We start from the raw sequence: 12,216 nt of genomic DNA on the forward strand, positions 1-12,216 counted from the left end.
GAGCCACCATGATCCCCGACCCGAACCACCCCTGGGGCCTGCCCATCGACTACGCGGGCCGCGGCACCGTCACCGAGAACGGCCACACGATCGGCGTCCGCCTGTACGACAACACCCTCGGCGGCCCGCTGGAGCCCGACCCGATGACCGGCGAGTACCCGGCCGTGTACGTCACCGCCCAGATCAGCGAGAACGGCGAGACCAGCGCCTTCCTCCGCGGCTACGGCCTGGTCACCGTCAACCCGGCCAACGGCAACCCGGCCGTGCCCGACCCGACCGCCGTCCAGCGGGCCGTCGAGGCCTCGCTCGCCGACTTCGAGACCCGTCGACTGGCCTACGCCGCGCTCTGCGCCGCCTGGGTCCCCGCCGCCCCCGAACCGGACCCCGAGCCGGCCCCGGAGACGGAGCCCGCACCGGAGACGACCCCGGCCCCGTAGTCGGCCCCGGCCCCTCGGCCGGCCCGCCGCCCACCCGTACGCCCGCCCTCCGTGCGGGCCTTTTTCATGTCCGGAGGACACCAGATGGCCACTCCCCTCCCCGCGGACCGGCTCGTCGCCGCGCTCCGCGCCGAAGGCGTCACCGTCGTCGAACACCCCGGCTGGCGCACCCACAACCGCAACCACGCCGGCGCCTGGGGCCCCGTCGCCGGCGTGATGATCCACCACACCGTCAGCTCCGGCACCACCTCGTCCGTCGAGATGTGCTTCAACGGCTACGAGGGCCTGCCCGGACCGCTCTGCCACGGCGTCATCGCCAAGGACGGCACCGTCCACCTCGTCGGCAACGGGCGCGCCAACCACGCCGGCGGCGGCGACCCGTCCGTCCTCCAGGCCGTGGTCACCGAGACGTACGGCGACCGGCCGCCGACCCCGCGCGCCCACCAGGGCAGCCAGGACGCCGTCGACGGAAACTCCCGCTTCTACGGCTTCGAATGCATCAACCTCGGCAACGGCACCGACCCCTGGCCGGCCGCCCAGCTCGACGCCATCGAACGGGTCTCCGCCGCCCTGTGCCGGGCCCACGGCTGGGGCGCCAAGTCCGTCATCGGCCACCTGGAGTGGTCCGACTGGAAGAGCGACCCCAAGGGCTTCGGCATGCCGACCCTCCGCCAGCGGGTCCAGACCCGGCTCGCCAAGGACCCCGCCAAGAACACCCCCGACAGCGGAAAGCCCGCCGTCCCCCGCCTCCAGCCGTTCCCGGGCACCTCGTTCTTCCGCAAGGAGACGAGCTCCCCGGTCATCACGGCCATGGGCCGCCGTCTCGTCGCCGAGGGCTGCTCCGCGTACACCGTCGGCCCCGGCCCCCGCTGGAGCGAGGCCGACCGGCTCAGCTACGCGAAGTGGCAGCGCAAGCTCGGCTTCCGCGGCTCCGACGCCGACGGCATCCCCGGCGCCGCGTCCTGGAGCGCGCTGAAGGTCCCGCACACGAAGTAGCCACCGCACCAGAGGAGACCCCCGATGTCCGATGCCGCCAAGCGCACGGCCCGCACCGTCCTCCAGTCCGCCGTCGGCATCGCCGTCGTGCTCCCCGCGATCGTCGACGCCTCCGGTGTCCCCGCGACCCTCCCCTGGGTCGCCGGGGCGCTGGCCGTCGCCGGAGGTCTCGCCCGGGTGATGGCCCTGGACGTGGTGCAGACCCTGCTGCCGTCCTGGCTCCGCAGCGACGCCGTCGACGCCGGCGACGGCAGCGCCCCGGCCGAGGGCGGTGCCGATGACCGAGTCTGATCCGAACGACCCCGTCGCCGTCGCCCTCGAACTGGAACGGCTCCGCGGCACCCTGGAGGCCGGCTTCGCCCGCGTCGACGGCTCGCTCGCGCTGCTCGTACAGCGCAGCGACCAGACCGACCGACAGCTCGCCGACCACGAGGCCCGCCTCGACGACCTGGAGCGCTCCCGCTGGCCGCTGACCAGCATCGCCGCCCTGGCCGCGAGCGCCGGCGTGCTCGTCGCCGTCTGGGAACTCGCCGCCCGCTAGCCGGGCACGCCGAAGGGCGGCCACCCCATCGGGGTGACCGCCCTTCGGTCAAGCGACTCGCTTACTGGTTGTACGGACCGTAGTCGTAGTCCTCCAGCGGAACGGCCTGGCCGGAGCCCGAGCCGAACGGCGAGTAGTCGATGTCGTCGTAGCCGACGGCCGAGTACATCGCGGCCTTGGCCTCCTCGGTCGGCTCGACCCGGATGTTGCGGTAGCGGGACAGACCCGTACCGGCCGGGATGAGCTTACCGATGATGACGTTCTCCTTGAGGCCGATGAGGCTGTCGGACTTGGCGTTGATCGCCGCATCCGTCAGAACTCGGGTCGTCTCCTGGAAGGACGCCGCCGACAGCCACGACTCGGTGGCGAGCGAGGCCTTGGTGATACCCATCAGCTGCGGACGGCCGGAGGCGGGGTGACCGCCCTCGGTGACCACACGACGGTTCTCGGTCTCGAACTTCGAGCGCTCGACGAGCTCGCCCGGCAGCAGCTCCGCGTCGCCGGACTCGATGATCGTCACACGGCGCAGCATCTGCCGGATGATGATCTCGATGTGCTTGTCGTGGATCGACACGCCCTGCGAGTTGTAGACCTTCTGGACCTCGGCGACCAGGTGGATCTGGACCGCACGCTGACCCAGGATGCGCAGCACGTCGTGCGGGTTGGTGGCACCCACGGTGAGCTTCTGGCCCACCTCGACGTGGTCGCCCTCGCCCACGAGCAGACGGGCACGCTTCGAGATCGGGAACGCCGTCTCGTCGGTGCCGTCGTCCGGGGTGACGACGAGCTTCTTGGTCTTCTCGGTCTCCTCGATACGGACGCGGCCGGCCGCCTCCGAGATCGGGGCGACACCCTTGGGCTGACGAGCCTCGAAGAGCTCGACGACACGGGGCAGACCCTGGGTGATGTCGTCACCGGCCACACCACCGGTGTGGAAGGTACGCATCGTCAGCTGGGTACCGGGCTCACCGATGGACTGGGCGGCGATGATGCCGACCGCCTCACCGATGTCGACCAGCTTGCCGGTGGCGAGCGAACGGCCGTAGCAGAACGCACAGGTACCGACGGCGGACTCACAGGTCAGGACCGAGCGGGTCTTGACCTCCTCGACACCGGCGCCCACGAGGGCGTCGATGAGCACGTCACCCAGGTCGACGTTGGCAGGCGCGATGACCTTGCCGTCGACGACGACGTCCTCGGCGAGCATCCGCGCGTACACGGAGGTCTCGACGTCGTCCGTCTTGCGCAGCACGTTGTCGGCGCCGCGCTCGGCGATCCGCAGCTTCAGACCGCGCTCGGTGCCACAGTCCTCCTCGCGGATGATCACGTCCTGCGAGACGTCCACCAGACGACGGGTCAGGTAACCCGAGTCGGCGGTACGCAGGGCGGTGTCCGCCAGACCCTTACGGGCACCGTGCGTGGAGATGAAGTACTCCAGAACGGTGAGGCCCTCACGGAAGGACGCCTTGATGGGACGCGGGATCGTCTCGTTCTTGGCGTTCGACACCAGACCACGCATACCGGCGATCTGACGCATCTGCATCATGTTTCCTCGGGCACCCGAGTCAACCATCATGAAGATGGGGTTCGTCTTCGGGAAGTTCGCGTTCATCGCCTCGGCAACCTCGTTGGTCGCCTTGGTCCAGATCGCGATGAGCTCCTGAGTGCGCTCTTCCTTCGTGATGAGACCGCGCTCGTACTGCTTCTGGACCTTCTCGTCCTGCTCCTCGTAGCCCTTGACGATGGCCTTCTTGGCCTCGGGCACGACGACGTCGGAGATGGCCACGGTGACACCGGAACGGGTCGCCCAGTAGAAGCCCGCCGCCTTCAGGTTGTCGAGCGTCGCCGCCACGATGACCTTGGGGTAGCGCTCGGCGAGGTCGTTGACGATCTCGGAGAGCTGCTTCTTGCCGACGGAGTAGTCGACGAACGGGTAGTCCTCGGGCAGCAGCTCGTTGAAGAGCGCGCGGCCCAGCGAGGTGCGCAGGCGGAACGAGTCACCCTGCTGCCACTCCGGCTCGCCCTCTTCGGTGACCGGGGGAACCCAGCCACGCGGAGCGACGGTGCCGACGGGGAAGCGGATGTCGATCTGCGACTGCAGCGCGAGCTCGCCGGCGTCGAACGCCATGATCGCCTCGGCCGTGGAGCCGAACGCACGGCCCTCGCCCTTGGTGTCACGGAGCTCACCGTCGGTGGTCAGGAAGAACAGACCGAGGACCATGTCCTGGGTCGGCATCGTGACCGGACGGCCGTCGGCGGGCTTCAGGATGTTGTTCGAGGACAGCATCAGGATGCGGGCCTCGGCCTGCGCCTCCGCGGAGAGCGGCAGGTGCACGGCCATCTGGTCACCGTCGAAGTCCGCGTTGAACGCGGTGCAGACGAGCGGGTGGATCTGGATGGCCTTGCCCTCGACCAGCTGGGGCTCGAAGGCCTGGATGCCGAGGCGGTGCAGCGTGGGCGCACGGTTCAGCAGAACCGGGTGCTCGGCGATGACCTCTTCGAGGACGTCGTACACGACCGTGCGGCCGCGCTCGACCATCCGCTTGGCGCTCTTGATGTTCTGCGCGTGGTTCAGGTCGACCAGGCGCTTCATCACGAACGGCTTGAAGAGCTCCAGCGCCATGGCCTTCGGCAGACCACACTGGTGCAGCTTCAGCTGCGGACCCACGACGATGACGGAACGCGCGGAGTAGTCCACACGCTTGCCGAGCAGGTTCTGACGGAAACGACCCTGCTTACCCTTCAGCATGTCGCTGAGGGACTTCAGCGGACGGTTGCCGGGGCCCGTGACCGGGCGACCACGACGGCCGTTGTCGAAGAGGGCGTCGACCGCCTCCTGGAGCATCCGCTTCTCGTTGTTCACGATGATCTCGGGGGCACCGAGGTCGAGCAGACGCTTCAGACGGTTGTTGCGGTTGATCACGCGGCGGTACAGGTCGTTCAGGTCGGAGGTCGCGAAGCGGCCACCGTCCAGCTGCACCATCGGACGCAGGTCCGGCGGGATCACCGGCACGCAGTCGAGAACCATGCCCTTGGGGCTGTTCGCGGTCTGCAGGAACGCGGAGACGACCTTGAGGCGCTTGAGCGCACGGGTCTTCTTCTGGCCCTTGCCGGTACGGATGATCTCGCGGAGGCGCTCGGCCTCCTCCTCCAGGTCGAAGGACTCCAGGCGCTTCTGCAGCGCCGCGGCACCCATCGAACCGTCGAAGTACGTGCCGAAGCGGTCACGCAGCTCGCGGTAGAGGAGCTCGTCGCCCTCCAGGTCCTGGACCTTGAGGTTCTTGAAGCGCGACCAGACCTCGTCCAGACGGTCGATCTCGCGCTGCGCACGGTCGCGCAGCTGCTTCATCTCACGCTCGGCACCCTCGCGCACCTTGCGGCGCACGTCGGCCTTGGCGCCCTCGGCCTCAAGCTCGCCGAGGTCGTTCTCGAGCTTCTTGGCGCGGGCCTCCAGGTCGGAGTCGCGACGGTTCTCGATCTGCTGACGCTCGACGGAGACGTGCGCCTCCAGCGAGGGCAGGTCACGCGTACGACGCTCGTCGTCGACGAACGTGATCATGTACGCCGCGAAGTAGATGACCTTCTCGAGGTCCTTCGGGGCGAGGTCGAGCAGGTAGCCAAGACGCGACGGGACGCCCTTGAAGTACCAGATGTGGGTGACGGGAGCGGCGAGCTCGATGTGGCCCATCCGCTCACGGCGCACCTTCGCGCGGGTGACCTCGACGCCACACCGCTCACAGATGATGCCCTTGAAGCGGACACGCTTGTACTTGCCGCAGTAGCACTCCCAGTCCCGGGTCGGACCGAAGATCTTCTCGCAGAAGAGTCCGTCCTTCTCGGGCTTGAGCGTGCGGTAGTTGATGGTCTCCGGCTTCTTGACCTCGCCGTGGCTCCACTGACGGATGTCGTCAGCGGTGGCCAGACCGATCCGGAGCTCGTCGAAGAAGTTGACGTCGAGCACTATGCGTCAATCCCTCTCAGGGTTGTAAGGCTTGGGGTCTGATACGGGGGTCCTGGGGCCGGCCGGGGACTCGGCGGCGTTACGCCGAGTCCCCGACCGAACTCCCGTCAGACCTCTTCGACGCTGCTCGGCTCGCGCCGGGACAGGTCGATGCCGAGCTCCTCCGCTGCGCGGAAGACGTCCTCGTCGGTGTCGCGCATCTCGATGGACATGCCGTCCGAGGACAGCACCTCCACGTTGAGGCACAGGGACTGCATCTCCTTGATGAGCACCTTGAAGGACTCGGGGATGCCGGGCTCAGGGATGTTCTCGCCCTTGACGATGGCCTCGTAGACCTTCACGCGGCCGGTCACGTCGTCGGACTTGATCGTCAGCAGCTCCTGGAGGGCGTAAGCGGCGCCGTACGCCTCCAGCGCCCACACCTCCATCTCACCGAAGCGCTGGCCACCGAACTGGGCCTTACCACCCAGCGGCTGCTGGGTGATCATCGAGTACGGACCGGTCGAACGAGCGTGGAGCTTGTCGTCGACCAGGTGGTGGAGCTTGAGGATGTACATGTACCCGACGGAGATCGGGTCCGGGAACGGCTCGCCGGAGCGGCCGTCGAACAGCCTCGCCTTACCGGTCGGGAGCACCATGCGCTCGCCGTCGCGGTTCGGGATGGTGTGGTTCAGCAGACCCGCGAGCTCGTCCTCACGCGCACCGTCGAAGACCGGGGTCGCGACGTTGGTGCCGGGGGCGACCTGGTCGGCGCCGATCGCCTGAAGGCGCTGCGCCCACTCCTCCCCGAGGCCGGAGACGTCCCAGCCGCGGCTGGCGAGCCAGCCGAGGTGGATCTCCAGGACCTGTCCCGGGTTCATTCGGGACGGGACACCCAGCGGGTTGAGGATGATGTCGACCGGGGTGCCGTCCTCGAGGAAGGGCATGTCCTCGATCGGAAGGATCTTGGAGATGACACCCTTGTTGCCGTGACGGCCGGCGAGCTTGTCACCATCGGTGATCTTGCGCTTCTGGGCGACGTAGACGCGGACCAGCTGGTTCACGCCCGGGGGAAGCTCGTCGCCCTCCTCGCGGTCGAAGACGCGGACGCCGATGATCTTGCCGATCTCGCCGTGCGGCACCTTCAGCGAGGTGTCACGGACCTCACGGGCCTTCTCACCGAAGATCGCGCGGAGCAGGCGCTCCTCCGGGGTCAGCTCGGTCTCGCCCTTGGGCGTGACCTTGCCGACGAGGATGTCGCCGGCGACGACCTCGGCACCGATACGGATGATGCCGCGCTCGTCGAGGTCGGCGAGGACCTCCTCGGAGACGTTCGGGATGTCCCGGGTGATCTCCTCCGGGCCGAGCTTGGTGTCACGGGCGTCGACCTCGTGCTCCTCGATGTGGATCGAGGAGAGGACGTCGTCCTGGACGAGGCGCTGCGACAGGATGATCGCGTCCTCGTAGTTGTGACCCTCCCACGGCATGAACGCCACGAGCAGGTTCTTGCCGAGCGCCATCTCGCCGTCTTCGGTGGCGGGACCGTCGGCGAGGACCTGGCCCTCGATCACGCGGTCGCCCTCGTCGACGACGACCTTCTGGTTGACCGAGGTGCCCTGGTTCGAGCGCGAGAACTTGTGCAGTCGGTACGTGATGTACGTGCCGTCGTCGTTGGCGACCGTGACGTAGTCGGCCGACAGCTCCTGGACGACACCGTCCTTCTCGGCCTTGAGCACGTCGCCGGCGTCGGTGGCGCAGCGGTACTCCATGCCGGTGCCGACGAGCGGGGCCTCCGACTTAATCAGCGGCACCGCCTGACGCATCATGTTCGCGCCCATGAGGGCACGGTTGGCGTCGTCGTGCTCGAGGAACGGGATCATGGCGGTCGCGACCGACACCATCTGGCGCGGCGAGACGTCCATGTAGTCCACGTCCGACGGCTCGACGTAGTCGACCTCGCCGCCACGCTTACGCACCAGGACGCGGTTCTCGGAGAAGCGCAGGTCGTCGTCGATCGCGGCGTTGGCCTGCGCGATGACGAACCGGTCCTCCTCGTCGGCGGTGACGTAGTCGACCTCGTCGGTGACCTGGCCGTCGACGACCTTGCGGTACGGCGTCTCGATGAAGCCGAACGCGTTGACGCGGCCGTACGAGGCGAGCGAACCGATCAGACCGATGTTCGGGCCTTCGGGGGTCTCGATCGGGCACATGCGTCCGTAGTGGGACGGGTGCACGTCTCGGACCTCGAAGCCGGCCCGCTCACGGGACAGACCACCAGGGCCCAGCGCCGAGAGACGACGCTTGTGCGTCAGACCCGACAGCGGGTTGTTCTGGTCCATGAACTGCGACAGCTGGCTGGTGCCGAAGAACTCCTTGATGGAGGCGACGACCGGCCGGATGTTGATCAGGGTCTGCGGCGTGATCGCCTCGACGTCCTGGGTGGTCATGCGCTCACGCACGACGCGCTCCATACGAGCCAGACCCGTGCGGACCTGGTTCTGGATGAGCTCGCCGACGTTGCGCAGACGACGGTTGCCGAAGTGATCGATGTCGTCGGTCTCGACGACGATCTCGTTGCCGTTCTCGCCGATCGTCTCGGTCTCGCCCGCGTGGAGCTTGACCAGGTACTTGATCGTGGCGATGACGTCATCGGTGGTGAGCACGCCGGCGTCCAGCGGCTCGTCCGCGCCGAGCTTCTTGTTCACCTTGTAGCGGCCGACCTTCGCGAGGTCGTAGCGCTTCGGGTTGAAGTAGAGGTTCTCGAGCAGCGTCTGAGCGGCCTCACGGGTCGGCGGCTCGCCCGGACGCAGCTTGCGGTAGATGTCGAGCAGCGCGTCGTCCTGGCCCTGGGTGTGGTCCTTCTCCAGGGTGGCGCGCATGGACTCGTACTCGCCGAACTCCTGCAGGATCTGCTCGGTGGTCCAGCCGAGAGCCTTGAGGAGGACGGTGACGGACTGCTTGCGCTTGCGGTCGATGCGGACACCGACCAGGTCGCGCTTGTCGATCTCCATCTCCAGCCAGGCACCCCGGGACGGGATGATCTTGGCGGAGAAGATGTCCTTGTCGGACGTCTTGTCGATCGAGGAGTCGAAGTAGACGCCCGGCGAACGGACCAGCTGCGACACCACGACACGCTCGGTGCCGTTGATGACGAAGGTGCCCTTGTTCGTCATGAGCGGGAAGTCGCCCATGAAGACCGTCTGGGACTTGATCTCGCCGGTCTCGTTGTTGGTGAACTCGGCGGTGACGAAGAGCGGGGCGCCGTACGTGAAGTCACGGTCCTTGCACTCGTCGATCGAGTTCTTCGGCGGCTCGAAGCGGTGGTCGCGGAAGGTCAGCGACATCGACCCGGAGAAGTCCTCGATCGGCGAGATCTCCTCGAAGATCTCTTCCAGACCGGACTTCCTGGGGACGTCCTGTCCCGACTCAAGGGCAGCCTCGACGCGAGCCTTCCAGGCGGCGTTGCCGAGCAGCCAGTCAAAGCTCTCGGTCTGCAGCGCGAGGAGGTTCGGAACCTCGAGGGGCTCCCTGATCTTTGCAAAAGAGATGCGCAGCGGGGCGGTGCTTGCGCCGTTGTTCGTATTGGTCGAGGCGTTGCGCGAGGCGGCCAAGAGGGGGTCCTTCCGAGGGCTCGGACTCACTACGCGCGTACCGGTCCCCTGCATCGCTTCACGGCAGACTTTTCCTGATATGGCCAAAAAGCCAGGTCAGACGGGGTCGGTCCGAGTAGCGGATGCGAAGGTATGCCCCTGGTGACGGGCAGGGGGCAGCTAACAGGCAGCGCAAAGGGTCAGTGTAGCCACTTGGCTCACTGATGTCCAGGGCGAATAATTCGCGACCCTCGTTGCTCTCAACTCCGCGGTACCTCGCGCCGTGCGGCGCACCTCGATACTGCCCGTTCAGTCGTCGATCCATGCCTCGGAAACGGATCGTTGTGACGACGCGTCCTGAGAATTGCGCGCTGCGTGCGGTTCGTCAAGGCCCCCCGGTCTGCGGGGCGCACGGCGAAGATCACCATACTCCGCTTCCGGCGGCCCTCAGGTGCCCCGCCACGCCCTTCCCGGGGAACGCCGAAAGGCGACCACCCAGAAGGGTGATCGCCTTTCGGTGCCCTCGCGTTACACGGGGGCCGGAGTCAGCTTCAGCGACTCGAAACGGTCTTACTTGACCGTGACGGAGGCGCCGGCGGCCTTGAGGGACTCGGCAGCCTTCTCGGCGGCCTCCTTCGCGACCTTCTCGAGGACCGGCTTCGGGGTGCCGTCGACGAGGTCCTTGGCCTCCTTGAGGCCCAGGGAGGTGAGCTCGCGCACGACCTTGATGACCTGGATCTTCTTGTCGCCGGCACCCTCGAGGATGACGTCGAACTCGTCCTGCTCGGCCTCGGCCTCGGCGGCGACGGGGGCACCCGGGCCGGCAACGGCGACGGCCGCGGCGGCGGTGACGTCGAACTTGTCCTCGAACGCCTTCACGAACTCGGAGAGCTCGATGAGGGTCATCTCCTCGAACTGGGCGAGGAGGTCGTCCTGAGAGAGCTTCGCCATGATGGGCGATCCTTCCACTAATTCGGCAAGTGCCGGATGTATAGAGAGGCGGGCGTTACGGCCCGCTACGACCTGGGCCTAGGCGGCACAGATCATGACGCGAGCCGAATTACTCGGCACCGCCCTCGGCGAGCTTGACGCGAAGCGCCTCCGCGGTGCGGACGAACTTCGACGGCAGCGCCTGGAAGAGCGAGGCAGCCTGAGACTGCTTGCCCTTGAACGCGCCGGCCAGCTTGCTGAGCAGAACCTCGCGGGACTCGAGGTCCGCGAGCTTCTTGATCTCATCGGCGGAGAGCGCCTTACCATCAAGGACACCGCCCTTGATGATGAGGTTCGGGTTGTCCTTGGCGAAGTCACGCAGGCTCTTCGCCGACTCCACCGGGTCACCGGTGATGAAGGCGACCGCGGTCGGACCAGCGAAGTGCTCGTCCAGCGCGGTGATCCCGGCCTGGTTGGCCGCAATCTTGGTCAGCGTGTTCTTCACCACGGCGTACTGGGCGTTCTCACCGAGCGAACGACGCAGCGTCTTGAGCTGCGCAACGGTGAGACCCCGGTACTCGGTCAGCACGGCGGCGTTCGAGCTGCGGAACTGGTCCTCAAGCTCGGCTACCGCGGCAGCCTTGTCGGGCCTTGCCATAGAGCGTCGGCCTCCTTCCGGGTGATGAGGACCGCTCAGAAGGGGCTGACAAAACAAAACGCCCCGGCGCAGGCGCTCGGGGCTCAGCTCGACCGCATCACGAAGATCCGGGAACTCATCCACAATCACCTGCGCGGGTCGTTCGCGTCTCAGCGAATCCTTCGGCCACCACACCTTGACGGCACAGTGACGACCAGCGGTCTTTGGCTTCCTCGGAAGAGTACGCGACCGGGTCGGCCCGGGGCAAATCAGCCCCGTCCGAGACCTTGACCGATCCTCTTCAGGAGTTCCATGAAGCCGAAGGTCTCGTCGGCGGGCGGGGCCTGCACGGCGGCCTTGGCACCGTAGTCGCGGTAGTTCGTGGTGAGTTTCGTCGACGACCCGCCGGCCGTCGTCTCGACGATCATCCGCACCGGATAGCCGTCCTTGCCGATCCAGACCTCCACGTGCTTGCCGCCGGAGAGCTCGCCCTCGTACCTCTGTCCGGTGACGTCGGCGCCCTTCGCCGGGCCGAGGTGCTTCACCGTCGACGACCCGGCGAGGAGGCCGAGCTCCTGAGCCGGGTCCTGGTTCACGCTGCTCAGGCCCGCGGTCAGCTGCGTCAGCAGCTCGTCGCCACCGGCGGCGCCCTCGGCCTCGACCTTCATCCAGCGCTTGCCGCCCGTCTGCGCGGCCTGCTCGGAGCCCACGTCCATGTAGGTGGCGCCGCCGGCCGTGAGCATGCGCGTCTCGACGGGGGCGCCGGGGATGCCCTCCAGGTACGTCGAATCGGTGACCTTCAGGTCCGCGACCGAGGGGCTCCATCCCTGGACACCGGTGAACGTGCTGCTGCCGCCCTGGTCACCGCTGACGACGACGCGCATCTCGACCTTGGCGCTCTTGGCCCGGGCGGTCTTGGTGTACGCGGCCCGGACGGCCTTCACGGCCTCCTCCCGGCTCTGGGTCGTCGGCTCGGCGGACGCCCCCGCCGGCTTCGTACCGCCGTCGCCGTCCTCGCACCCCGAGACACCGGCCACGACGACCACGGCCGCCAGCGCGAACGCCACGCGCTTCCCTGCGGAGCTGCCCATACGTGTTCCACCCCTTGATCAACGTCGTACGTCCCCCGGACCGTAACAAAAAGC

General features: G+C 67.5%; 9 protein-coding genes. 4 read left to right on the forward strand and 5 right to left on the reverse strand.

Annotated features, from left to right (window positions below; genetic code table 11):
* Positions 1-8: 8 nt before the first annotated feature.
* From OG259_RS17345 to OG259_RS17360, 4 genes are all read left to right on the forward strand, one after another.
* Positions 9-437, forward strand: coding sequence for an ATP-binding protein (locus tag OG259_RS17345; RefSeq protein ID WP_328943082.1), 429 nt, complete (start codon positions 9-11; stop codon positions 435-437).
* A gap of 84 nt (positions 438-521) precedes the next feature.
* On the forward strand, positions 522-1,433 hold the full coding sequence (locus OG259_RS17350; protein ID WP_328943083.1) for a peptidoglycan-binding protein: 912 nt from the start codon (positions 522-524) through the stop codon (positions 1,431-1,433).
* A gap of 24 nt (positions 1,434-1,457) precedes the next feature.
* Positions 1,458-1,724 (forward strand): hypothetical protein, encoded by a 267-nt coding sequence (locus tag OG259_RS17355; protein ID WP_328943084.1) that lies wholly within the window; start codon positions 1,458-1,460, stop codon positions 1,722-1,724.
* Positions 1,711-1,974 carry a hypothetical protein gene (locus OG259_RS17360; protein WP_266895368.1) on the forward strand — a complete coding sequence of 88 codons (264 nt, stop codon included), beginning with the start codon at positions 1,711-1,713 and terminating at the stop codon, positions 1,972-1,974. Before OG259_RS17355 ends, OG259_RS17360 begins: the two co-directional genes overlap by 14 nt.
* Positions 1,975-2,035: 61 nt before the next feature.
* Here the strand turns inward: OG259_RS17360 and OG259_RS17365 are convergent, their stop codons facing one another.
* From OG259_RS17365 to OG259_RS17385, 5 genes are all read right to left on the reverse strand, one after another.
* Entirely contained in the window at positions 2,036-5,935 is a 3,900-nt protein-coding gene (locus tag OG259_RS17365) for a DNA-directed RNA polymerase subunit beta' (RefSeq protein WP_328943085.1), read from the reverse strand.
* Positions 5,936-6,042: 107 nt separating this feature from the next.
* On the reverse strand, positions 6,043-9,525 hold the full coding sequence (gene rpoB, locus OG259_RS17370; protein WP_328943086.1) for a DNA-directed RNA polymerase subunit beta: 3,483 nt from the start codon (positions 9,523-9,525) through the stop codon (positions 6,043-6,045).
* Positions 9,526-10,074: 549 nt separating this feature from the next.
* A complete protein-coding gene (gene rplL / locus OG259_RS17375) occupies positions 10,075-10,455 on the reverse strand; it encodes a 50S ribosomal protein L7/L12 (RefSeq protein ID WP_266895362.1) in 381 nt (126 codons plus the stop codon).
* A 109-nt stretch (positions 10,456-10,564) separates the two neighbouring features.
* The gene (gene rplJ / locus OG259_RS17380; RefSeq protein WP_189831652.1) at positions 10,565-11,092 is read right to left on the reverse strand and encodes a 50S ribosomal protein L10; all 528 of its coding nucleotides are present in this window, start codon (positions 11,090-11,092) and stop codon (positions 10,565-10,567) included.
* A gap of 248 nt (positions 11,093-11,340) precedes the next feature.
* Positions 11,341-12,162 (reverse strand): hypothetical protein, encoded by an 822-nt coding sequence (locus OG259_RS17385; RefSeq protein ID WP_328943087.1) that lies wholly within the window; start codon positions 12,160-12,162, stop codon positions 11,341-11,343.
* Positions 12,163-12,216 lie beyond the last annotated feature (54 nt).

This window comes from Streptomyces sp. NBC_00250, assembly GCF_036192275.1.
Lineage (GTDB): Bacteria > Actinomycetota > Actinomycetes > Streptomycetales > Streptomycetaceae > Streptomyces.